The sequence below is a fragment of the Rhabdaerophilum sp. SD176 genome (assembly GCF_030143245.1).
Classification (GTDB): Bacteria; Pseudomonadota; Alphaproteobacteria; order Rhizobiales; family Beijerinckiaceae; genus Rhabdaerophilum.
Genome location: NZ_JARJNS010000001.1, coordinates 83,870 through 104,970, shown reverse-complemented (window position 1 = coordinate 104,970; position 21,101 = coordinate 83,870). Strand labels below are relative to the sequence as shown.

The window sequence follows — 21,101 nt, the reverse complement described above, 5'->3', positions numbered from 1 at the left end:
TGCGCATCCATGCACAAAAAAGCCCGCCATTTGGCGGGCTTTTCGTTTCGGCGCGGGCCGAAGGTTCAGCAGCGCTTGCCGCATTCCAGCTGGGTCTTCGCATCGAGCTTGCGGGCCGGAGCCGGCGGGGCATCGGCGGCCGGCGCCGTGGCGCAGGCGGCAAGCGCGGAGAGAAGGACAGCGGCAACGGCGCCGCGAAGGATCTTCGACATGGGAGAACTCCTGATAAGCCAATCGGCGAGCCCGATCCGCCTCCGCCTCAAACGTGGCAGGATCGTGGCATGGGGCCGGGACTGCCTGAATGATGTGAAGAAAATACTGCCGGCGCAGCGATGCAATGCAAAAACCGTTTGGTTCCCTCGAAGAGTGCTTGACTTCGCCGCCGCCATTTGGCCTACGGAGCCATGACCCCCGCCGCCAGAGTGTCGGCCGCGATCGGCCTTCTCGAAGAGATCCTCACATTCAAGCGCCCGCTTGCCTCGATCCTGAAGGATTGGGGCAATGCCAACCGCTACGCCGGTTCTGGCGACAGGAATGCCGTGGGCAATCTCGTGCATGATGCCCTTCGTGTGAAGGCCTCCTCCGCCTGGATGATGGGCCAGCGCGAACCCGGCAGCGAGACCGGCCGCGCCGTCCTTTTCGGCATGATGCGGCGCCTGCGCGGCATGGAGCCGGCCGCGATTGCTGCCCTCTGCACCGGTGAGCGCTTTGCCCCTGCCCCGCTTTCGGAGGCCGAGATGGCCGCGCTCGAGGCGGCGAGCCTCGACGGCGCACCGGCGCCTGTGCTGGGCGATTACCCCGAATGGCTGGAGCCGAACATGATCACGGCCTTCGGCGAGGCGCGCGTGGCGGAAGCGGCGGCCATGGCCGCGCGCGCACCGGTTGATCTGCGCGTCAATGCGCTGAAAATCATCCGGCTGAAGGCGCTCGAGGCGCTTGGCCACCTCCTGCCGGAACCGACACCGCTCTCGCCGCTGGGGCTCCGGCTGCTTCCCAATGCGGAAGGCCGCGTGCCGCATGTCCAGTCCGAGCCGGCCTTCCTCAAGGGGGCCGTCGAGATCCAGGACGAGGGCTCTCAGCTGGTCAGCCTGCTCGCCGGCGCAGAAGCCGGGCAGCAGGTGCTGGATCTCTGTGCCGGCGGCGGCGGCAAGACTTTGGCTCTTGCAGCCGAGATGAACAACAAGGGCCAGATCTTCGCGACCGACAGCGACCAGCGGCGCCTCGCGCCGATCCATGACCGGCTGACACGCGCCGGCGTGCGGAACGTGCAGGTCCGGACGCCGCGCAACGGCGTGATGCCGCTCGATGACCTCGCCGGCAAGATGGATCTCGTGCTGGTCGATGCGCCCTGCACCGGCGCCGGTACCTGGCGCCGCCATCCGGATGCGAAATGGCGGATGCGGCCGAATTCGCTGGCGCTGCGGGTCGGCGAACAGCAGGCCGTGCTCGATCATGCGGCTGGCTTTGTCCGGCCCGGCGGTCGGCTGGTCTATATTACCTGTTCGCTGCTCGACGAGGAAAACGGCCAGCAGATCCAGGGCTTTCTCACGCGGCATCCCGGTTTCGCTGTCGAGGATCTCCCCGCAGAAGCGCAGAGGCGCGGCCTCGGGGCGCTGGCGGAACATCGCGATGCCAGCGGCCTCGGCCTGCTGCTCACGCCGCATCGCACGAATACTGACGGATTTTTCATCGCGGCCCTCAGCCGCACAGCCTGATTGGAAAACGCATGTCGCACGATGCAGTCCTGATCATCGATTTCGGTTCGCAGGTGACGCAGCTCATCGCCCGCCGTGTGCGCGAGACAGGCGTCTATTGCGAAATCCATCCCTACCAGAAATCGGAAGAGGCCTTTGCGCGGCTCAGGCCCAAGGCGGTGATCCTGTCTGGCGGGCCGGATTCGGTGACGCGGGAGGGTTCGCCCCGCGCGCCGCAATCGGTGTTCGAGGCCGGCATTCCGATTCTCGCCATCTGCTATGGCCAGCAGACAGCCGCCGTCCAGCTCGGCGGTGTGGTTGAAGGCGGACATGCGGCGGAATTCGGCCGGGCGGATATCGAGATCCGGGAGGGCTCTGCCCTGTTCGAGGGCCTGTGGGAGGTCGGCAAACGCTATCCGGTCTGGATGAGCCATGGCGACCGCGTGACACAGCTGCCGGAGGGGTTCGTCGTCAAGGCGACCTCGGAAAACGCGCCTTTCGCCATCGCCACCGACGAAGCCCGTCGGATCTACACCACGATGTTCCATCCGGAAGTGGTGCATACGCCGGATGGCGGGAAGCTGCTGGCCAATTTCGTGCACCGCATTGCCGGGCTGAAATCGGACTGGACGATGGGGGCCTATCGCGCCGAGATGATCGCCAAGATCAAGGCGCAGGTCGGCAAGGGCCGGGTGATCTGCGGCCTGTCCGGCGGGGTGGATTCGTCGGTTGCCGCCGTGCTGATCCACGAGGCGATCGGCGACCAGCTGACCTGCGTCTATGTCGATCATGGCCTGATGCGGAAGGGCGAGAGCGAGCAGGTCGTCAGTCTGTTCCGCGGGCACTACAACATTCCGCTGGTTCATGTGGATGCCTCGGCCCTGTTCCTCCAGGCGCTCGACGACGTCAGCGACCCGGAAACCAAGCGCAAGACAATCGGCAGGCTCTTCATCGAGGTTTTCGAGAAGGAAGCCGGCAAGATCGGCGGGGCGGAGTTCCTGGCTCAGGGCACGCTTTACCCGGATGTGATCGAGAGCGTGTCCTTCTCGGGCGGGCCATCGGTGACGATCAAGTCGCACCACAATGTCGGCGGCCTGCCGGAACGCATGAACATGAAGCTGGTCGAGCCGCTGCGTGAATTGTTCAAGGATGAGGTGCGCGCGCTTGGCCGCGAGCTTGGGTTGCCGGAGGCGTTTGTCGGCCGCCATCCCTTCCCCGGCCCGGGCCTCGCCATCCGCGTGCCGGGCGCAATCACACGCGAGAAGCTCGATATCCTGCGCGAGGCCGATGCGATCTATCTCGAGGAGATCCGCAAGGCCGGGCTGTATGACGTGATCTGGCAGGCTTTCGCGGTGCTGCTCCCCGTTCGTACCGTGGGTGTGATGGGCGATGGCCGCACCTATGACCATGTCTGCGCTTTGCGGGCCGTGACCTCGGTTGATGGCATGACAGCGGATTTCTACCCGTTCGACATGAACTTCCTCGGCCGGGCCGCGACGCGGATCATCAACGAGGTCAAGGGCATCAACCGCGTGGTCTATGACGTCACGTCGAAGCCGCCCGGCACGATCGAATGGGAGTGAAGGGGCGAAGTCACGCCTGGCTGCTCAGCCCGGGTCTTGACGGTAGAAGCTTCGCGGCATTACTGTCCTTTGTCCTAGGACAAAGGACGACCCGAGAGGCCATCTGATGAAAAGTCAAGACATCGTCGTTCTGCTGAAGCTCCAATGCCTGATGGAGCACAGTCGCTATCCCGACACCGCCGATCCGCATGCACCTGCTCCGGATGATGACCCCTATTCGGTTCGAAGTCTCGAAGCATCCCTCGGGATCAGCAAAACGGAAATCAGCGCCTCCATCAACCGTAGTCTGGCTTCCGGGCTTGCCATCAAAGATCGAGAACGAGGCAAACCCAGGCCTCAACGGCGTTCTCTCTACAACTTTCTGATCCACGGATTACGGTTTGCGTTCCCGGTGAAACCCGGTGCCATGATGCGGGGTTTGCCCACTGCGTTTTCGGCAGCCATGCTCAAGGATCGCCTGATCAGCGCAGGGCAATTGATTTATGTCTGGCCCAAGAGTGACGGGCGCGATCTCGGCCAGGCCATTACGCCCCTGTTCGGTAGCGTCCCGGAAGCCGCTCTCAAAGACAAGCGACTGTATGAATATCTCGCGCTTGCCGATGCCTTGCGGATGGGAAATCAGCGCGAGATCAAGCTCGCTGATGAAATTCTAGCAGAAGGGCTTCTGAAGTCTTGAGTGTCAGCGGTCGCTTGCTTTTCATGCTCCAAACCGTGGCAGATGCGCTCGGTCCGGACCTGCGTGAGCGTCTCGTCTTCGTGGGCGGATGCACGACTGCCCTGTTCATTACCGACCCCGTCACTCTGGAAGATATCCGGGCCACCGATGATGTCGATCTGATTGTGGATCTGGAAGGCTATGCGGCATGGGCGGAGCTGCAGGCCCAGCTGCGCGCGCAAGGATTTCAGGAGGCGCATGACGAGACAGTTGCATGCCGGATGTCGCTCAACGGTCTGAAGGTTGACTTCATGCCCGATGACGCGGACATCCTTGGCTTCAGCAACCGATGGTACGCGCAGGGCATCGCCTCGGCAGAAACGATCCAATTGAGGGACGGCTACCCAATCAAAAAGCTTGTCCCCGCCCTCTTCATGGCCACGAAACTGGAAGCCTATCTGGGGCGCGGCCAAGGGGATATCCTCATGAGCCATGATCTGGAGGATGTGTTGGTTGTCGTCGATGGTCGCGCTGAACTTGTTGACGAAATCCGCGGTTCATCTCCTGAGATCCGAGGCTTTGTTGCCCGCACGGTGGCTGACTTACTCACGAAGCCTGACTTCGATGATCTCCTTGCAGGGAATATCCGTGGCCCCGAAGGACGCGTCGAGCTTGTGCGGGAGCGCCTGATCGCTATCGCCAAGGCCTAGGCCGGCCATGCGGTTAGGCCAAATCCGGCCGCTGGTGTGGCGGATCCGGTGCGGATAAGGACCGAGGCCGAAGGAATTCCGGGGACGGATCCTGCCCGGCTGTTCTTCCTCCCTTTCCAGCTCTGGGCGCGTCGGCTAGGCGGATTGAGGGGCGATGCCAGCCCTGCCCCGGGTTCCGAAAAGCCATGAGCCGAAAAGACGCCCTCCCCTCTGTTGAACGTCGCGTCCGCCGCGTCGCGACCCGCTATGGTCTGCATCTGATGAAGGCACAGAAGCCGGACAAGCGCGTGCTCGCGCATGGCGGCTATATGCTGCGTGATGGCGAGACGATGAAGATCGTGTTCGGCGACAAGGAGTACCTGTTTTCGGCCAGCCTCGAGGAAATCGAGACCTGGCTGGCGGAGAATACCGAGAAGTAATCAGGCCCTTCCGGCCCGGACCGCCGTGACAAGAGCCGCCAGCGCATCCGGCGCCGCGCAGAGATGGGTTGCGCCCGCCTCGGTCAGCTCGTGATGGCCGCCATAGCCCCAGAGTACGCCGATCGACGGGATGCCATGGCGCTGCGCTGCCTTCACGTCGAAGAGCCGGTCGCCGATCATCACCGCCTTCGCAGGGTCGACGCCCTCTTCGGCCAGGATATGGGCGAGGAGATCGCCCTTGTCGTCGTTCCGGCCATCAAGTTCCGAGCCATGGATGGCATGGAAATGATGGTCGAGCCGGAAATGTTCGAGGATCGGCCGCGCCATTACATGGGGCTTCGATGTGGCGAGGATCAGCCGGACCCCTTCGGCACGCAGCACGTCGAAGGTTTCCGGCATGCCCGTATAGACCGGCGCGTCGAACATGGCGCCTGCCTGATAGAATGCACGGTAATGCTCCAGCGCATCATTGATCCGCTCCGGCACCACGCCAAGCTTCGGGAAAGAATGGCGCAGGGGCGGCCCGATTACCCAGAGCAGGTCATCGGCCGGCGGGGCCTCGAGCCCGAGGCTCGTCAGCGCATGGCGATAGGCGCCGAGAATGCCGGGGCGCGGATCGGTGATCGTGCCGTCAAGATCGACAAGCGCGTGGAAGGTCATTCCCCCTCGTCCTCGCCTGCTGCAGGGGAATGGCCCCGGAAGCCGGTGGCCAGCACATAGACCTCGCTCGACCCGGCCCGGCTGGAAGCCGGCTTCACATGCCGGACGGTGGCGAATTTGCGCTTCAGATCGGTGATCAGCTCGCCGGACTCGCCGCCCTGGAACAGCTTGCACAGGAAGAAGCCGCCGGGCGCCAGCACGTCCTCGGCAAAGGCCACCGCCATTTCCGCCAGCCCGATGATCTTGAGATGGTCGGTCTTCTTGTGGCCGGTGGTGTTGGCGGCCATGTCGGACATGACGCCATCCGCCTCGCCGCCGAGGCGTTCCTTCAGGATCGCGTCGACTTCCGGCAGCGTGAAATCCATCTGCAGGAAATCGACGCCCGGCAGCGGGTCAATCTCCAGCAGGTCGATGGCGACGATATGGGCCCGCGCCGCTGCCTCTGCCGAGATGCCGGCACGCCGCCGGCCACTCGGATCCGCAAGGCCGATCCGCTCCGCCGCGACCTGGCACCAGCCGCCCGGCGCGGCGCCGAGATCGACGAGGCGCATCCCGGGCTTCAGCAGGTGATATTTCTCGTCGATTTCCAGCAGCTTGAAGGCAGCGCGGCTCTTGTAGCCTGCGGCCTTTGCCTTCGCGACATAGGGGTCATTCAGCTGGCGCTCGAGCCATTTCTGCTGTGATGTCGTGCGCTTGTTCGCCGTTCGCAGGCGAACGGCCATTTCGCGTCCGGAAGGCTTCTTGGAATCGACCATGATGAATGGTCTAGCGCGGCGCGGCCCGGCGGAGAACCCCATCCTCGCGCATCATTTCCATCAGCATGCCCTCGCGCAGGCCGCGATCGCCGATCCTGACCCGCTGGGCCGGGAAAGCCCGGCGGATCGCCTCGAAGATCGCACAGCCGGCCAGAACGAGATCCGCCCGCTCGCGGCCGATACAGCCGTTTTCGGCGCGTTCGCGATAGCTCATGGCGAGAAGCTCCTGCATCACGCCGTCCACCTCGTCCTTCTTCATCCAGAGGCCATCGACGCGGCGCCGGTCGTACCGTTCGAGGCCGAGGAAAATGCCGCCGAGGGTCGTCACGGTTCCGGAGGTGCCGAGCAGGTGGAAGCCCGGCTCATCCGTGGCGGCGCGCGCTTCCTCGGCGAAGGTGGCAAGGGCTTCGCTTGAATCGCGCACCATCGCCTCGAAGGTGCGACCGCAAACATGGATGCCGCCATAGCGCTCCGCCAGTGTGACCACGCCGAGTGGCAGTGAGGTCCAGGCCCGGATGCGCGAGCGGATATCCTTCTGGCCGCAATTCTTGACCGAAAGCCAGACGAGTTCGGTTGAACCGCCGCCAATGTCGAACAGGACCACGCTGGAGGCCTGCACATCCGCCAGGGCCGCGCAGCCGGCGGCAGCCAGATGGGCTTCGCCCTCGCGGTTCAGCAATTCGAGATTGAGCCCGGTTTCGCGGGCGATGCGCTCAAGGAATTCAGGGCCATTCCGCGCCGCTCGGCAGGCTTCGGTGGCGACAAGGCGGGAACGGATAACCTGCCGTTCGTCCATCTTCCGGCGGCAGATATGAAGCGCTTCCAGTGTCCGCTCCATGGCCGCCTCGGACAATTCCCCTGTCCGCGAGACGCCTTCGCCCAGCCGCACAATGCGCGAAAAGGCATCAAGGACGCGGAAGGCCGGCCCATCCGGGCGGGCGATCAGCAGGCGGCAATTGTTGGTGCCAAGATCAAGCGCAGCATAGCGCAGGGGGGCCCGCTGTGTGCTCATCCACGGTGTGGCAGTTTGTGCCGTGTCTCGCGCGCAGGGCTGATGGACCGGGGCAAGAAGCGCACAGGCCGTCGCTTCCGTCGACGGCGCGACCGATGACGCTTTCTTCAGGCCCTCTTTCGGGCGCATGATAGGCGCGTGCCGGTCATGATCGGCCATACGATGTCATCCTCCCCTCCGGCAATGTAGTCGCTATGGCCCATCATTGAAAAGCTGTGCTCTTGGGAAATTTTCCTTTTCCCTCAAAAAGATTGTAACTAACGCCGGAATTCCGCTTCAGGCAGCTTTCAGCGCGAGACCGCCGCGCTGTTCGATGAAGCGGATGATCTCGGCAACGCCGTCCCCGGTCTTGAGATTGGTAAAGACGAAGGGCCGTACTCCCCGCTGGGACGCCGCATCGCGGGCCATAACGTCGAGATCCGCGCCAACATGCGGCGCAAGGTCTGTCTTGTTGATGACCAGCATATCCGACCGCGTGATGCCGGGTCCGCCCTTCCGGGGGATCTTCTCGCCCTGCGCGACATCGATCACATAGAGGGTCAGATCAGCCAGATCAGGCGAGAAGGTCGCGGCGAGATTGTCGCCGCCGGATTCGATCAGGATCAACTCGAGCGCCGGGAAGCGCTTCCGCATTTCGGCAATGGCGTGAAGGTTGATGGAGCAATCCTCGCGGATGGCCGTATGCGGGCAGCCGCCGGTCTCGACGCCCATGATCCGTTCCCTCGGCAGGGCCTGGAGGCGGGAAAGGATTTCAGCATCCTCGCGAGTATAGATGTCGTTCGTGATGACCGCGAGATCGCAGCGATGGCGCAATTGCGCGCAAAGGGCGGCGGTCAATGTGGTTTTGCCGGAGCCGACGGGGCCCCCGATCCCGACGCGAAGCGGACCATGCATGGCTTGTCTCCTGAAAACTCCGCCCTCAGGAGCGGAAAAGGCGGGTTATCTGGGTTTCGTGGCGCAGGCTCATCAGGTCACCCCGGATGGCGATGCTGCCGAGATCGTCGAGCGAAGCCGTCAGGGTTTCATCGGCCAGGGCAGAGAGAATCGGCAGCAGCGAGGCCTGCCGCGCCTGGGCTTCGGCCTGCCCGATCACGGCGAGGCGGATGCCGGCCGCAAGCAGGTTGGCGGCGAAGGCCTGCAGATAGGCGCCGAGCAAGGGCCTCAGCGGCTGGCGATGGATGGCGCCGGCAATCCCGACCGCAACCGGATAAGGCAGTTCGCGGCCATCCGGCCAATCAATCCAGCCCGGATGCGGCCAGGAAGAGGCCACAAGGGCATAGAAAGCCGCGCCCTGTTGGGCGGTTTCCAGGCGCCGTTCCTGCGAAAGCCCGAGCGCGATCCCGAGTTCCGCCAGATCGAGGAGAGCGGAAAGGTCAGCACCGCCCCCTTCCCCGCCGGCCCGGCGCCAGGCTTCGGCCAGCAGGATCGCGTCATTGCGGCCGGCGCCGAGGCGCAGGATGCCCTCGATCCAGCGGGTCAGGGAGTCGCCCCCGGTGACATCGCCGGTCTCCACGGCTTTCTCGATTCCATGCGAATAGGCATAGCCGCCGACCGGGAAGGCCGGTGAGAACCAGTGCTGGCGCTGGAATTCGGCAGTCTCAGTCATGCTTGTGGGCATGGCCATGATGGGCATGCTCATGGTGATCATGATGGTGGTCATGTCCGCAACCGCAGCCCTCGCCATGGGCGTGCGTGTGGCCGTGATCGTGGCCATGGTCTTGATGGCCATGGTCGTGATGGTGATGGCCATGGCCGTGATGGCCGTGATCGTGATGCGCACGGTTGGCCTGCAGATAGGCACCGCCCTCCGGATCGAAGGCCGCCTCGATCGAGCGGACCTTGCCGCCGAGGCCCTCGACCATCGCCTCGATCACATGGTCGCGGCGGATGCGCAGCTTGCCATTGGCGATCTGGACCGGCAGATGGCGGTTGCCGAGGTGCCAGGCCAGCCGGAGCAGATGTTCGGCATTCTCGGCACGGATCTCCGCCAGTGGCTCGGGTGCGCCGACCACCTCGACAAGGCGGCCATCGGCCAGCCGGATCGCGTCGCCGGAGCGCAGGGCAATCGCCTCGGGCAGATCGAGCAGGAAGGACAGGCCGCCAACACCTTCCATGGTGATCCGTCGGCGATGGCGGTCATCATAGTCAAGCACCACGGTATCGGCCGGCGTGCCGGTCCAGTCCCCCCGGGCGATGACGGTTTCGGCGCGGATCATCCTGTCACTCCTCGTTGTCTCGCTCCGGTATAGCCCGGCTTGGGTACAGAGGAAAACCATCGTGTTGCCCATGCCGTGAGCGGGAGCGACAGCGCGAGCAGGCCGGCGATCAGCGCGGGCCTTGGTGCGAGATCCCATGAGAGATTGGCTGCGAAGACGCGCCCGGCCGGAAAGCCGGTCGCCAGCGCATACCAGCCAAATTCGACAAGGCTTGTCGCAAGGGCCGTTGCGATGGCGAGTCCCAGCAGCCAGAGCGGCGTCAGCTTGCCCTGCCGGCGCAGGAACCGGGCTCCGATCAGCGCAAGGAAAAGACCTGTCATGACAATATGCTCGCTGGCATCGATCTTGGACTGCAGCGCGCCATGCCAGAGCGTCAGCAGGGCCAGCGGATAGATCAGGCTATGCAACCGGTTCCAGCGTTCAGCGCCGAGTTTGCGGATGCTGCTGTCAAACGAGGTCGCGCCCATGGCCGCCATAGCCATCAGGGCCGCGAAGCCGATCGTGAGGTAAAAGCGCAGCACGATCTCGCTCGCCACCTTCACGAGGTCGAATTTCAGGTCGAACACGTAGAGCCCGAGATGGATCAGTGCGTAGGCCAAAGCGGAAACGCCGAGCATGCGGCGGACCTGCAGCAGCCGGTTCTGCCCGGTCATGGCCCGGAGCGGGGTGATCAGCAGGGTCACCAGCAGAAGGCGGACCGACCACAGCCCCGTTTCGTGCAGAGCGGCGGTAATGGGCTTGGCGCCCATCTGCCCGGCCGCCAGCCGCCAGCTGATCCAGAGGCCGGGAAGGATCACGGCGATAAGCACCGCCGCCTTCAGCGAAGAGAAACGGCCCTGGCGGTCGAACACGGGCATGAAGGTCATTCTGGACATGCCGTTGTCATCGCCTTCATTTCCATCAATCGCCAATCACGATCCCGGCAGGGCCTTCCGTCTGATCCGCTACGTCAGAAGAGGAAGTAACGCTGCGCCATCGGCAAGACCGTTGCCGGTTCGCAGACCAGCAGCTCGCCATCGGCCCGGACATGGTAGGTTTCGGGATCGATATCGATTGTTGGCGTGGCGCCGTTATGGATCATGCTGGCCTTGCCGATGCCGGAGCGGACATTCTCCACCGCCACCATGCGGCGTGCGACACCGAGCTTGGCCTGCAGGCCTGCATCCAGCGCGGCCTGCGAGACGAAGGTCAGGCTGGAGCCGGTGCGGGCCTTGCCATAGGCGCCGAACATATAGCGGTAATGCATGGGCTGCGGCGTGGGGATGGAGGCATTCGGATCGCCCATCGGCGCGGCCGCAATGATGCCGCCCTTGAGGATCATTTCCGGCTTCACGCCGAAGAACGCCGGTGACCAGATCACCAGATCGGCCAGCTTGCCCTTCTCCACCGAGCCGATATGGCGCGAGACGCCATGCGCGATGGCCGGGTTGATCGTGTATTTCGCGACATAGCGCTTGGCGCGGATATTGTCGTTCACGCCATCGCCAAGCAGGCTGCCGCGCTGCTTCCTCATCTTGTCCGCTGTCTGCCAGGTCCGGATGATCACTTCACCGATCCGGCCCATGGCCTGGCTGTCGGAGGACATCATCGAGAGCGCGCCGATATCATGCAGGATATCCTCGGCCGCGATGGTTTCCTTGCGGATGCGGCTCTCGGCAAAGGCGAGATCCTCGGCAATCGAGGGATCGAGATGGTGGCAGACCATGAGCATGTCGAGATGCTCGTCGATCGTGTTCACCGTGAAGGGCCGCGTCGGGTTGGTGGACGAGGGCAGCACATTCGGCAGCCCGGCAATCTTCATGATGTCGGGCGCATGGCCGCCCCCTGCCCCCTCGGTATGGAAGGCATGGATGGTGCGGCCCTTGAAGGCAGCCACCGTATCCTCGACGAAGCCGCTCTCGTTCAGCGTATCCGTATGGATCATCACCTGGATGTCCATCGCATCGGCGACGCTGAGGCAATTGTCGATGGCGGCCGGGGTGGTGCCCCAATCCTCGTGCAACTTGAGCGCACAGGCGCCGCCCAGCACCTGCTCCTCCAGAGCCGCCGGCAGCGAGGCATTGCCCTTGCCGGCAAAGCCGAGATTCATCGGGAAGGCATCCGCCGCCTCGATCATCCGGGCGATATGCCACGGGCCGGGCGTGCAGGTGGTGGCGAGGGTGCCATGGGCCGGGCCGGTGCCGCCACCGAGCATCGAGGTGATGCCGGCCATCAGCGCTTCCTCGATCTGCTGCGGGCAGATGAAATGGATATGCGTGTCGAAGGCGCCGGCCGTGATGATCTTGCCCTCGCCGGCAATGATCTCGGTGCCCGGGCCGATGATGATGTCCACGCCGGGCTGGATATCCGGGTTGCCGGCCTTGCCGATGGCGGCGATCAGCCCGTCCTTCAGGCCGATATCAGCTTTCACGATGCCCCAATGGTCGAGGATGACTGCATTGGTGATCACCGTATCGACCGCACCGGCGGCGCGCGTCACCTGGCTCTGGCCCATCCCGTCGCGGATGACCTTGCCGCCGCCAAACTTCACCTCCTCGCCATAGGTGGTGAAATCCTTCTCCACCTCGATGATGAGATCGGTATCGGCTAGCCGGATCCGGTCGCCCGTGGTCGGGCCGAACATGTCAGCGTAAAGGGTGCGGGGGATAGAAGCCATTTAATCACCTTGATGTGCGGAATCTTGAGCGGAAGGCTCCCTGTAGCGGGGGCGAAGATTGTATCCCTTCGCTGGATTGTTCGAGCCAAAGAGCTCTATGAATTCGAATTCCTTCACTCGGATTTCATGATCTTCCATTTGGTCAGATTCAAAAATGATCTCTTTCATTATTTGAATGCGTTTTCGTGATTCCCTTGTTGGGAAGTCTTTTTCAACTACTGAATTTGAAACGCTACCGAAGTAGCCGATGGAGTCGGTTAGGTCTGATCCAATATATATCTTTCCGTTGGGCCAAGTAATTTTATAGATTACTTTCCAACGACCTGACATCTCACACCTTCCCCATCACCTTCTGCTGAAACCCATACACCTCGCGCTTGCCGGCAATGGCGACGAGACGGACCTCGCGGGTCTGGCCCGGCTCGAAGCGGACGGCGGTGCCGGCGGGAATATCCAGCCGGAAGCCGCGGGCCTTGTCGCGGTCGAAGCGGAGGCCGTTATTGGTCTCGAAGAAATGGTAATGGCTGCCGACCTGGATCGGCCGGTTGCCGGTATTGGAGACTGTAAGCGTCAGCGTTTCGCGGCCCTCGTTGAGGGCGATGTCGCCATCCTTGGGGAAGATTTCACCGGGGATCATCGCTGCCTCACGCCATCGCCAGAACAAGGCCCGCCGCCGCCACGAGGCCGCCAGCTGCCTGCAGGAGCCGCAAGGAGGCCAGCCGCGTCAGGCCGAGGCCGATCGCTATGCCAGCGCCATGCAAAGCCGCTGTGGCCAAGGCGAAACCGCCGCCGAAGGCCAGCGCATTGCCCTGCATTTCAAGGCCATGGGCATAGCCATGGGCTGCACCCGCCAGCGCGATCAGCGCCGCGCCCGCCACGACGGGCGCCCGGAAGCCGAGGGCCAGCGCCCCGCCGAGCAGGATGACGGTCGAGGTGATCATGGCCTCGAGGTTGGGCAGCGCGCCGAAGAACGGTGCCAGGGCGAAGCCGCCGAGCATCGCCGCCACGAAGGCCACCGGCCAGCCGAGAATGGCCTTGCCACCCCGGAAGGCCGCCCATAGGCCGACAGCCAGCATGGCGAGGACATGGTCTGCCCCGCCAACCGGGTGCAGGAAGCCGGCGGCAAAGCCTCCACCTTCCCCGCCATGGGCGAAGGCGGGCGCGGCCAGCAGCGTCAGGCCGGTGGCGAGCATGAGCCGCGAGAATGCGTTGGGGCGGAAAAGCGATGATATCCTGGTCATTTCTCAGCCTTCATAGGATGTTGTTGATCATTCCTAACGTATCGGATCATGGACAGTGACGAGCTTGGTCCCGTCCGGGAACGTGGCCTCGACCTGGATATCGTGGATCATCTCGGCAATGCCGGGCATGACCTGATCGCGGGTGAGGATTTTCGCGGCGGCATCCATCAGCTCCGCCACCGAACGGCCATCGCGGGCGCCCTCCATCACGAAATCGGAGATCAGCGCGATGCATTCGGGGTGGTTGAGCTTCACGCCCCGCTCCAGCCGGCGGCGGGCGACGATGGCGGCCATCGCAATCAGCAGCTTGTCCTTTTCGCGCGGCGTCAGATTCATCGGCAGGTCTCAATCACTTGAAAGGTCTCATTCATTGGTGAAAGCGCGCGGATAGGGCATGCCGATCCGCCCGAGCACGAAACGCGCCACCCGCAGAAGCTGGCGGCGCAACAGGGCAGCATCCTTGCCGGCGGCGCGCAGCAAGACAAGGCCATCGACAAGGGTTGTGCCGATTTCGAGGCCGGGTTCCTCGGCCACGTTGCCGCGGATCGCTTCCAGAAGGTCCTGTGGATCGGGCAAGGCAAGAAGGAGCGTGCCAAGGGCGACATGCTCGCCGAGGGCGACCGGATCGCGCAGGGCCCCGCCACCGGCGAGATCGAGCCGGAGATCCTCGGCAAGAGCCAGCCGGCCCGCCCGGCGCAGGCGCCAACGGTCACGGATCGCGCCGCGCGTGAAGGTTTCGCCCGAGGCGACACGGCCGAAATAGAGCATCTCGCCCAGAACCAGCTGGCCGGTTGCGGCGAGATCGATCTCGAAATGCCGTTCCAGCGCCGCCTGCTCGAACAGGATGGTTTCCTGCGGCAGCCAGAGCATGCGGGCATCCGGGCCGATGTCCAGCCGGTTGCTCAGCCGTGTGGCCGAGCCGTCGGAGCGGTAGATCCGCTCGGCCGTCGCACTTGAGAGCGTCAGTTCGGCGCCCGGGCCGAGCCTCAGGTCGATCGAGACGGAATCGCCGCCGGCAAGACCTCCGGCGACATTGACCAGCACGGCTTCGGGCGAACGGCCATGAGCGCGCGGGAAGCGGAAGCGGAAGGCACCGGCCTCGTGGCGCTCCGTCAGCCGGGACTGGCCATCGAGATGCGCAAGACCAAGCCGGAGCCGGGCCTCGACCCGGACGGCCGGCGGCAGGCGCAGCGCGTCACCGTCAGAGCGCAAGGCGTTGCCGGACATCATCTTCGGCCATCCGTTTCGCATCCCCCGCCATGACGACCTCGCCACGTTCCATCAGAATGAAGCTGTCGGCAAGCTCCCGGGCGAAGTCGAAATATTGCTCGACCAGCACGATGGCCATGGTGCCGAGGCCGGCGAGATGGGTGATGGCGCGGCCGATATCCTTGATGATCGAGGGCTGGATGCCCTCGGTCGGCTCGTCGAGGATGAGGAGGCGCGGCCGCATCACCAAGGCGCGGCCGATGGCAAGCTGCTGCTGCTGGCCGCCGGACAGGTCGCCGCCGCGCCGGCCGAGCATGGATTTCAGCACGGGGAACAGGTCGTAGATTTCCGCCGGGATGAAGCGGTCGCCGACCTTGAGCGGGGCGAAGCCGGTCTTCAGGTTTTCCTCGACCGTCAGGAGCGGGAAAATCTCGCGGCCCTGCGGAACGAAGCCGATGCCGGCGCGTGCCCGCTCCGAAGGCGGCAGGGAGCCGATATCGACGCCATCGAACAGGATCTTGCCGCGCGAGCCCTTCTGCTGGCCGGTAATCGCCCGGCAGAGCGAGGTCTTGCCGACGCCGTTGCGGCCGATCACGCAGGTGACCTTGCCAAGCTCGGCCGTCACCGACACCGACCGGAGCGCCTGGGCCGCGCCGTAATGCAGGTCGAGATTTTCCACGCTCAGCATGTCAGCGCCCCAGATAGACTTCGATGACGCGGGGATCCGCGCTCACGGTGTCGAGCGGCCCCTCGGCCAGGACCGAGCCTTCATGCAGCACGGTGACCTTGACGCCGAGCTCGCGGACGAAGGCCATGTCGTGCTCGACGACGATCACCGAATGGTCCTTCGCAATCTCCTTGAGGAGATGGGCCGTGGCTTCGGTTTCCGCGTCGGTCATCCCCGCCACCGGCTCGTCGACCAGCAGCAGCTTCGGATCCTGTGCGAGCAGCATGCCGATCTCGAGCCATTGCTTCTGGCCATGGCTGAGATTGGCCGCCGAGGCGTCGCGCAAGTGTTCAAGCCGGATGGTCGCGAGGATGCGGTTGATCTTCTCGCGTTCACTCTCGCTGTCCTTCCAGAACAGGGTCCGGAAGACGCGGCGATCGGCCTTGAGCGCGAGGCGGAGATTGTCCTCGACGGTATGCATGTCGAAGACGGTCGGCTTCTGGAATTTCCGGCCAATGCCGAGATTGGCGATGGCGGCCTCGTCCAGCCGGGTGAGATCGACAGAGCCGTTGAACAGCACATCGCCCGTATCCGGCCGGGTCTTGCCGGTGATGATGTCCATCATCGTCGTCTTGCCGGCGCCGTTCGGCCCGATGATCGCGCGCATTTCGCCCGGCAGGATCGTCAAGGCGAGCGAATTGATCGCGCGGAAGCCGTCGAAGGCGACCGAGACGCCGTCGAGATAAAGCAGGAAGGAGGTGACCGGCAGGTTCATGGTTCACTCCGCCGGCTTGCTGGCGGCATGGGCGGCAAGGCTCGCCCGCTCGCGGCGCTTCTCGCGCCATTCGGCATAGGTGCCGATCACACCCTTGGGCATGTAGAGCGTCGTCAGCACGAACAGGGCCCCGAGGGCGAACAGCCAGTAGGGTGCCAGCGCCCCGGTGGTGAAGGTGGTCTTGGCGAAATTGACGAGCACTGCCCCGATTGCCGCGCCGACCAGGGTGCCGCGTCCGCCGACCGCCACCCAGATCACGACCTCGATCGAATTGCCGGGCGCGAATTCGCTCGGGTTGATGATGCCGACCTGGGGCACGTAAAGCGCCCCGGCGAGACCGGCCATCATGGCCGAGAGCGTAAAGACGAAGAGCTTGTAGCGCTCGACCCGGAAGCCGAGGAAGCGCGTGCGGCTCTCGGCGTCCCGGATTGCCACCAGCACCTTGCCGGCTTTCGAGGTGACGATGGCGCGGGCGAGAATATAGCTGCCAGCCAGGGCGATCAGCGTCAGGGCGAAGAGCGCCACGCGCGTGCCCTGCGCCTGGACCGGGAACCCGACAATGTCCTTGAAGTCGGTCAGACCGTTATTGCCGCCGAAACCCATATCGTTCCGGAAGAAGGCGAGCATCAGGGCATAGGTCAGCGCCTGCGTGATGATCGAGAGATAGACGCCGGTGACGCGGCTGCGGAAGGCGAACCAGCCGAAAACGAAGGCGAGAATGCCCGGCGCGAGGAAAACCATCAGCAGGGCGAACGGGAACATGTCGAAGCCGTACCAGAACCAGGGCAGTTCCTTCCAGTTCAGGAAGACCATGAAATCCGGCAGGACCGGGTGGCCATAGACACCGCGGGTGCCGATCTGGCGCATCAGGTACATGCCCATCGCATAGCCGCCGAGCGCGAAGAAGGCGCCGTGGCCGAGGCTGAGGATGCCGCAATACCCCCAGACGAGATCCAGCGCGAGAGCGAGGATGGCGTAGCAGAGATATTTGCCCAGCAGGCTGACCAGCCAGGTCGGCACATGGAGCGGCGAGCCGGCGGGCACGACGAGGTTCAGCACCGGCACGAGGATCAGAGCCGCAAGGATGGCGCCGAGGAAAAGCCGGCCGCGCAGGTCGAGCCGGGCAAGGATCGCGGAGGTGATCATTGTTCCACCGCCCTGCCCTTCAGCGCGAACAGGCCGCGTGGACGCTTCTGGATGAAGAGGATGATGAAGACCAGCAGTGCGATCTTGCCGAGCACGGCACCGGCAAAGGGTTCAAGGAACTTGTTCGCGATCCCGAGCGACAAAGCCGCGACCAGCGTCCCCCAGAGATTGCCCACCCCGCCGAAAACCACAACCATGAAGCTGTCGATGATGTAGCTCTGGCCGAGATTGGGGCTGACATTGTCGATCTGGCTCAGCGCGACGCCGGCCAGCCCGGCAATTCCGGAGCCGAGGCCGAAGGTCAGCGCGTCAACGCGGGCGGTGCGGATGCCCATCGAGGCGGCCATGCGGCGGTTCTGTGTCACGGCGCGCATCTGCAGGCCCAGCGGCGTGAAGCGCAGCAGCGCCAGCACCGCGAAGAAGACGACAAGCGCGAAGCCGACGATCCAGACGCGGCCATAGGTGATATCGATCAGGCCGATCCGGAAGGAGCCGGACATGAAGGCCGGGGCGCCGACCTCGCGGTTGGTCGGGCCGAACAGGGTCCGGATTGCCTGCATGAGAATGAGCGAGATGCCCCAGGTGGCGAGCAGCGTTTCCAGCGGCCGCCCATAGAGATGCCGGATGACCAACCGCTCCATCGCAATGCCGATCAGGCCGGCGATGATGAAGGCGGCGGGGATGGCAATGGCGAGGGAGTATTCGAAAAGCCCGGGCGCATTCTGGCGGATGATTTCCTGGATGATGAACGTGGCGTAAGCCCCGATCATCACCATCTCGCCATGGGCCATGTTGATGATGCCCATGACGCCGAACGTGATGGCAAGGCCAATCGCGGCGAGCAGCAAAACGGAGCCGAGCGAGACGCCATACCAGGCATTCTGCACAGCCGACCAGGTAGCAAGCCGGTTATTGATCGTCTGGGCAGCGGCCTTCGCGGCATCCTTCACATTGGCGCTGGCGCTGTCCGGGATCTGGTTCAGCGGTGTCAGGGCTTCGCGGTCGCCGCGTTCCTTCAGAACCTCGATCGCGGCGAGGCGGTCGATATCGCTGCGGTTCGGCGAGGTGGCGATGATCGCCGCCAGCGCGGTTTGCTGGATCTCCCTGATGGCTGCGATCTTTTCGTTCTGCATGGCCGCCTGCAAGGCGGTCTCGCTGTCTGGCGAGCGCGACTTGAACACCGCCTCGGCAGCGGCGCGACGCTTCGCCGGGTCGGGCGACTGCAGGGTCAACGTGCCGAGCGCCGTGTTGATGGCGCCCCGGATGCGGTTGTTGACGCGGACGCCGGTTCCGCCCGCTGGTTCCGCCGGAAGCTTCTGACCGGTGGCGAGAGCGATGAAAGCGCCTGTCGGGTCGCGAAAATACACGGACTGGTCAGCGGCGACGAAGAGGCGCCGGTCATTCAGTGCCTCGATGGCGGGGCCGGCATGCTCGGCTCCGGAATCTGCCAGAAGTTCGATGGCCCGCGCGGTATCGGTGAAACTGTCCTTGGCGAAAAGCGCGGCAGCCTCGTCGAGGGGACCGGCCAGAGCCCCCTGTGTCTGGGCCGAAAGGATCAGGACAAGGCCGAAAAGCAGGCAGGAGGCGAGCCGGCGGAGGGCAATCAGGGGCAAGCAGATGATGCGCAAGGGAGCCTCTCGAAGGCACGGTCTCGGACAGCCCGGCGGGCAGGCCGGGGAACCGGCCGGGTGAACCCGGCCGGTGGATGTGCAGGATCAGGCGGCGAGGATCAGCCGCACTTCTTCAGCTTGGTGTTGTAGTTGCCGCATTTCAGCTTGACCCAGTCGGCCTCGAGGTCCTTGGAGCCCTCGAGATGGTCGGTCCAGGCATCGCCCGGCACGAGGTCCTTGGTCTGCCAGACCACGTCGAACTGGCCGTCGGCGCGGATTTCGCCGATCAGGACCGGCTTGGTGATGTGGTGGTTCGGGAGCATCTTCGAGATGCCGCCGGTGAGGTTCGGAACCTCGACGCCGACGATCGCATCGATCACCGCATCCGGGGCGACCGACTTGGCCTTCTCGACGGCCTTGATCCACATGTTGAAGCCGATCACATGGGCTTCCATCGGATCGTTGGTCACGGCCTTGTCCGACTTCTTGTAGGCCTTCCACTGCTTGATGAAGGCTTCGTTGGCCGGGTTCTTCACCGACTGGAAGTAGTTCCACGCGGCGAGATGGCCGACCAGCGGCTTGGTGTCGATGCCGGCAAGCTCTTCCTCACCGACCGAGAAGGCAACAACCGGAATGTCCGTCGCCTTGATGCCGGCATTGCCGAGTTCCTTGTAGAACGGCACGTTCGCGTCGCCGTTGATGGTCGAGACCACGGCGGTCTTCTTGCCGGCCGAGCCGAACTTCTTGATGTCGGCAACGATGGTCTGCCAGTCCGAATGACCGAACGGCGTGTAGTTGATCATGATGTCTTCCTTGGCCACGCCCTTTGCGAGGAGGTAGGCTTCAAGGATCTTGTTGGTCGTGCGCGGATAGACGTAGTCGGTGCCGGCCAGGACCCAGCGCTTCACTTCGCCGCCATCCTTCGACATCAGGTAATCAACTGCCGGAATGGCCTGCTGGTTCGGGGCGGCGCCGGTGTAGAACACGTTGCGCTCGGATTCCTCGCCCTCATACTGCACCGGGTAGAACAGGATATTGTTCAGTTCCTTGAAGACCGGCAGAACCGACTTGCGCGACACCGAGGTCCAGCAGCCGAAGGTCGCGGCAACCTTGTGCTGGGTGATCAGCTCGCGGGCCTTTTCGGCGAAGAGCGGCCAGTTCGAGGCCGGATCAACGACAACCGCCTCGAGCTTCTTGCCGAGAAGACCGCCCTTCTTGTTCTGCTCGTCGATGAGCATGAGCATGACGTCCTTCAGGGTCGTTTCGGAGATCGCCATCGTGCCCGAGAGCGAATGCAGGATGCCGACCTTGATCGTGTCGCCGGACTGGGCGAAGGCCGGAATAGCGGGCAAGGTCGCGGCGGCAGCCGCCATGGCCGAAGAAGCAAGGAGTGAGCGGCGCGTCAGTGTCATGATGTTGGAACCCCCGTTGGATGAGACGATGCAATGCAGCATTTCGCGTGCCAAAAACCGGGCAGGATGAAACAGGGGTATTACAACCGGGCGCCGCTGCCTTTTCGGGCAGGCGGCGCGCTGCGATGCACAAAAAAGGGGCGCCTGCCTGAAACTTGTGCGGATTGTTCATCCGCGGTCGGGGCTGATCTCCCGGGGAGCCCGTCTGCCCATTTGCTGGAAGATCCGGATGTCAGTCCGATGCGTAGAGACACACAGCGAGGTCCGTCATGAAATCCACCCTCATCCTTGTCGCGAGCGCCGCCATCATCCTGCTGGTGATCGATCTCCTTTGGCTCGGCGTTGTCGCCAAGAACCTCTATCAGGCGGAGATCGGCGGCCTGCTGAAAAAGGAATTCAACGTCGGCGCAGCCCTGGCGTTCTATGTCCTCTACGTGATCGGCCTGACCGTTTTCGTGCTCCTGCCCGCCCATGAAAGCGGCAGCGTTTTCCGGGCGCTTGCCTATGGCGCCTTTTTCGGCCTTGTGGCCTATGGCACCTATGACCTGACCAACCTCGCAACGCTCGAAGGGTTCACCTTGCGGATCGCGCTGATCGATATGAGCTGGGGCGCCTTCGTTTCGGGCGTGACCTCGGCAGGTGCCGTAGCGATTGCCCGCCATTTCGGCTGAGCTTGCCTCG

At 64.0% G+C, this 21,101-nt stretch carries 25 protein-coding genes; 6 read left to right on the top strand and 19 right to left on the bottom strand.

Features of this window, described 5'->3' with window-relative positions; translation table 11 throughout:
• Positions 1 to 65: 65 nt before the first annotated feature.
• Positions 66 to 212, bottom strand: coding sequence for a hypothetical protein (locus P0652_RS00510; protein ID WP_284176788.1), 147 nt, complete (start codon positions 210 to 212; stop codon positions 66 to 68).
• A 192-nt stretch (positions 213 to 404) separates the two neighbouring features.
• On the opposite strand from P0652_RS00510, the gene P0652_RS00505 reads away from it, so the two are divergent.
• From P0652_RS00505 to P0652_RS00485, 5 genes are all read left to right on the top strand, one after another.
• Entirely contained in the window at positions 405 to 1,715 is a 1,311-nt protein-coding gene (locus tag P0652_RS00505; protein WP_284176787.1) for an RsmB/NOP family class I SAM-dependent RNA methyltransferase, read from the top strand.
• Positions 1,716 to 1,726: 11 nt separating this feature from the next.
• Positions 1,727 to 3,277, top strand: a complete 1,551-nt coding sequence (gene guaA, locus P0652_RS00500; protein ID WP_284176786.1) for a glutamine-hydrolyzing GMP synthase — start codon at positions 1,727 to 1,729, stop codon at positions 3,275 to 3,277.
• A 106-nt stretch (positions 3,278 to 3,383) separates the two neighbouring features.
• Positions 3,384 to 3,953 carry a hypothetical protein gene (locus P0652_RS00495; RefSeq protein WP_284176785.1) on the top strand — a complete coding sequence of 190 codons (570 nt, stop codon included), beginning with the start codon at positions 3,384 to 3,386 and terminating at the stop codon, positions 3,951 to 3,953.
• Positions 3,950 to 4,642: a hypothetical protein gene (locus tag P0652_RS00490; RefSeq protein WP_284176784.1), complete on the top strand. Its 693-nt coding sequence runs from the start codon at positions 3,950 to 3,952 to the stop codon at positions 4,640 to 4,642. The genes P0652_RS00495 and P0652_RS00490 overlap by 4 nt, the downstream gene beginning before the upstream one ends.
• Positions 4,643 to 4,827: 185 nt before the next feature.
• Positions 4,828 to 5,061, top strand: a complete 234-nt coding sequence (locus P0652_RS00485; protein ID WP_284176783.1) for a hypothetical protein — start codon at positions 4,828 to 4,830, stop codon at positions 5,059 to 5,061.
• Here the strand turns inward: P0652_RS00485 and P0652_RS00480 are convergent, their stop codons facing one another.
• The 18 genes from P0652_RS00480 to urtA form a co-directional block, all read right to left on the bottom strand.
• On the bottom strand, positions 5,062 to 5,721 hold the full coding sequence (locus tag P0652_RS00480; RefSeq protein WP_284176782.1) for an HAD hydrolase-like protein: 660 nt from the start codon (positions 5,719 to 5,721) through the stop codon (positions 5,062 to 5,064).
• Positions 5,718 to 6,443, bottom strand: coding sequence for an RlmE family RNA methyltransferase (locus P0652_RS00475; protein WP_284176781.1), 726 nt, complete (start codon positions 6,441 to 6,443; stop codon positions 5,718 to 5,720). The genes P0652_RS00480 and P0652_RS00475 overlap by 4 nt, the downstream gene beginning before the upstream one ends.
• 43 nt (positions 6,444 to 6,486) lie before the next feature.
• On the bottom strand, positions 6,487 to 7,488 hold the full coding sequence (locus P0652_RS00470) for a Ppx/GppA phosphatase family protein (protein ID WP_284176780.1): 1,002 nt from the start codon (positions 7,486 to 7,488) through the stop codon (positions 6,487 to 6,489).
• A 276-nt stretch (positions 7,489 to 7,764) separates the two neighbouring features.
• Positions 7,765 to 8,382 (bottom strand): urease accessory protein UreG, encoded by a 618-nt coding sequence (gene ureG / locus P0652_RS00465; protein WP_284176778.1) that lies wholly within the window; start codon positions 8,380 to 8,382, stop codon positions 7,765 to 7,767.
• A 25-nt stretch (positions 8,383 to 8,407) separates the two neighbouring features.
• Positions 8,408 to 9,094, bottom strand: coding sequence for an urease accessory protein UreF (locus P0652_RS00460; protein WP_284177407.1), 687 nt, complete (start codon positions 9,092 to 9,094; stop codon positions 8,408 to 8,410).
• Complete coding sequence (locus tag P0652_RS00455) at positions 9,087 to 9,704, bottom strand: urease accessory protein UreE (protein WP_284176777.1); 618 nt, start codon at positions 9,702 to 9,704, stop codon at positions 9,087 to 9,089. Before P0652_RS00455 ends, P0652_RS00460 begins: the two co-directional genes overlap by 8 nt.
• Positions 9,701 to 10,579, bottom strand: a complete 879-nt coding sequence (locus P0652_RS00450; RefSeq protein ID WP_284176776.1) for a protein-methionine-sulfoxide reductase heme-binding subunit MsrQ — start codon at positions 10,577 to 10,579, stop codon at positions 9,701 to 9,703. The genes P0652_RS00455 and P0652_RS00450 overlap by 4 nt, the downstream gene beginning before the upstream one ends.
• 74 nt (positions 10,580 to 10,653) lie before the next feature.
• Entirely contained in the window at positions 10,654 to 12,360 is a 1,707-nt protein-coding gene (gene ureC / locus P0652_RS00445) for an urease subunit alpha (protein WP_284176775.1), read from the bottom strand.
• Complete coding sequence (locus P0652_RS00440; protein WP_284176774.1) at positions 12,361 to 12,690, bottom strand: GIY-YIG nuclease family protein; 330 nt, start codon at positions 12,688 to 12,690, stop codon at positions 12,361 to 12,363.
• A 1-nt stretch (position 12,691) separates the two neighbouring features.
• A complete protein-coding gene (locus P0652_RS00435; RefSeq protein WP_284176773.1) occupies positions 12,692 to 12,997 on the bottom strand; it encodes an urease subunit beta in 306 nt (101 codons plus the stop codon).
• Positions 12,998 to 13,004: 7 nt separating this feature from the next.
• The gene (locus tag P0652_RS00430) at positions 13,005 to 13,601 is read right to left on the bottom strand and encodes a HupE/UreJ family protein (RefSeq protein WP_284176772.1); all 597 of its coding nucleotides are present in this window, start codon (positions 13,599 to 13,601) and stop codon (positions 13,005 to 13,007) included.
• 33 nt (positions 13,602 to 13,634) lie between these two features.
• Entirely contained in the window at positions 13,635 to 13,937 is a 303-nt protein-coding gene (locus P0652_RS00425) for an urease subunit gamma (protein WP_284176771.1), read from the bottom strand.
• A gap of 27 nt (positions 13,938 to 13,964) precedes the next feature.
• Positions 13,965 to 14,831, bottom strand: a complete 867-nt coding sequence (locus P0652_RS00420) for an urease accessory protein UreD (protein ID WP_284176770.1) — start codon at positions 14,829 to 14,831, stop codon at positions 13,965 to 13,967.
• A complete protein-coding gene (urtE, locus tag P0652_RS00415) occupies positions 14,803 to 15,498 on the bottom strand; it encodes an urea ABC transporter ATP-binding subunit UrtE (RefSeq protein ID WP_284176769.1) in 696 nt (231 codons plus the stop codon). The genes P0652_RS00420 and urtE overlap by 29 nt, the downstream gene beginning before the upstream one ends.
• Position 15,499: 1 nt before the next feature.
• The gene (gene urtD, locus P0652_RS00410; RefSeq protein WP_284176768.1) at positions 15,500 to 16,252 is read right to left on the bottom strand and encodes an urea ABC transporter ATP-binding protein UrtD; all 753 of its coding nucleotides are present in this window, start codon (positions 16,250 to 16,252) and stop codon (positions 15,500 to 15,502) included.
• A gap of 3 nt (positions 16,253 to 16,255) precedes the next feature.
• Entirely contained in the window at positions 16,256 to 17,395 is a 1,140-nt protein-coding gene (urtC, locus tag P0652_RS00405; RefSeq protein ID WP_502947450.1) for an urea ABC transporter permease subunit UrtC, read from the bottom strand.
• Positions 17,395 to 19,011, bottom strand: a complete 1,617-nt coding sequence (urtB, locus tag P0652_RS00400) for an urea ABC transporter permease subunit UrtB (protein WP_502947449.1) — start codon at positions 19,009 to 19,011, stop codon at positions 17,395 to 17,397. Before urtB ends, urtC begins: the two co-directional genes overlap by 1 nt.
• Positions 19,012 to 19,127: 116 nt before the next feature.
• Positions 19,128 to 20,381 (bottom strand): urea ABC transporter substrate-binding protein, encoded by a 1,254-nt coding sequence (urtA, locus tag P0652_RS00395; protein WP_284177405.1) that lies wholly within the window; start codon positions 20,379 to 20,381, stop codon positions 19,128 to 19,130.
• Positions 20,382 to 20,689: 308 nt separating this feature from the next.
• Here urtA and P0652_RS00390 point away from each other — a divergent pair, with 308 nt between their 5' ends.
• Positions 20,690 to 21,091: a DUF2177 family protein gene (locus tag P0652_RS00390; RefSeq protein ID WP_284176766.1), complete on the top strand. Its 402-nt coding sequence runs from the start codon at positions 20,690 to 20,692 to the stop codon at positions 21,089 to 21,091.
• Positions 21,092 to 21,101: the final 10 nt, after the last annotated feature.

Excerpts from the sequence above, each read along its gene's own strand:
- P0652_RS00510 (WP_284176788.1), bottom strand. The coding sequence starts at position 212 with ATGTCGAAGATCCTTCGCGGCGCCGTTGCCGCTGTCCTTCTCTCCGCG.
- P0652_RS00505 (WP_284176787.1), top strand. The coding sequence starts at position 405 with ATGACCCCCGCCGCCAGAGTGTCGGCCGCGATCGGCCTTCTCGAAGAG.
- guaA (WP_284176786.1), top strand. The coding sequence starts at position 1,727 with ATGTCGCACGATGCAGTCCTGATCATCGATTTCGGTTCGCAGGTGACG.
- P0652_RS00495 (WP_284176785.1), top strand. The coding sequence starts at position 3,384 with ATGAAAAGTCAAGACATCGTCGTTCTGCTGAAGCTCCAATGCCTGATG.
- P0652_RS00485 (WP_284176783.1), top strand. The coding sequence starts at position 4,828 with ATGAGCCGAAAAGACGCCCTCCCCTCTGTTGAACGTCGCGTCCGCCGC.
- P0652_RS00480 (WP_284176782.1), bottom strand. The coding sequence starts at position 5,721 with ATGACCTTCCACGCGCTTGTCGATCTTGACGGCACGATCACCGATCCG.
- P0652_RS00475 (WP_284176781.1), bottom strand. The coding sequence starts at position 6,443 with ATGGCCGTTCGCCTGCGAACGGCGAACAAGCGCACGACATCACAGCAG.
- P0652_RS00470 (WP_284176780.1), bottom strand. The coding sequence starts at position 7,488 with ATGAGCACACAGCGGGCCCCCCTGCGCTATGCTGCGCTTGATCTTGGC.
- ureG (WP_284176778.1), bottom strand. The coding sequence starts at position 8,382 with ATGCATGGTCCGCTTCGCGTCGGGATCGGGGGCCCCGTCGGCTCCGGC.
- P0652_RS00460 (WP_284177407.1), bottom strand. The coding sequence starts at position 9,094 with ATGACTGAGACTGCCGAATTCCAGCGCCAGCACTGGTTCTCACCGGCC.
- P0652_RS00455 (WP_284176777.1), bottom strand. The coding sequence starts at position 9,704 with ATGATCCGCGCCGAAACCGTCATCGCCCGGGGGGACTGGACCGGCACG.
- P0652_RS00450 (WP_284176776.1), bottom strand. The coding sequence starts at position 10,579 with ATGTCCAGAATGACCTTCATGCCCGTGTTCGACCGCCAGGGCCGTTTC.
- ureC (WP_284176775.1), bottom strand. The coding sequence starts at position 12,360 with ATGGCTTCTATCCCCCGCACCCTTTACGCTGACATGTTCGGCCCGACC.
- P0652_RS00440 (WP_284176774.1), bottom strand. The coding sequence starts at position 12,690 with ATGTCAGGTCGTTGGAAAGTAATCTATAAAATTACTTGGCCCAACGGA.
- P0652_RS00435 (WP_284176773.1), bottom strand. The coding sequence starts at position 12,997 with ATGATCCCCGGTGAAATCTTCCCCAAGGATGGCGACATCGCCCTCAAC.
- P0652_RS00430 (WP_284176772.1), bottom strand. The coding sequence starts at position 13,601 with ATGACCAGGATATCATCGCTTTTCCGCCCCAACGCATTCTCGCGGCTC.
- P0652_RS00425 (WP_284176771.1), bottom strand. The coding sequence starts at position 13,937 with ATGAATCTGACGCCGCGCGAAAAGGACAAGCTGCTGATTGCGATGGCC.
- P0652_RS00420 (WP_284176770.1), bottom strand. The coding sequence starts at position 14,831 with ATGATGTCCGGCAACGCCTTGCGCTCTGACGGTGACGCGCTGCGCCTG.
- urtE (WP_284176769.1), bottom strand. The coding sequence starts at position 15,498 with ATGCTGAGCGTGGAAAATCTCGACCTGCATTACGGCGCGGCCCAGGCG.
- urtD (WP_284176768.1), bottom strand. The coding sequence starts at position 16,252 with ATGAACCTGCCGGTCACCTCCTTCCTGCTTTATCTCGACGGCGTCTCG.
- urtA (WP_284177405.1), bottom strand. The coding sequence starts at position 20,381 with ATGGCGGCTGCCGCCGCGACCTTGCCCGCTATTCCGGCCTTCGCCCAG.
- P0652_RS00390 (WP_284176766.1), top strand. The coding sequence starts at position 20,690 with ATGAAATCCACCCTCATCCTTGTCGCGAGCGCCGCCATCATCCTGCTG.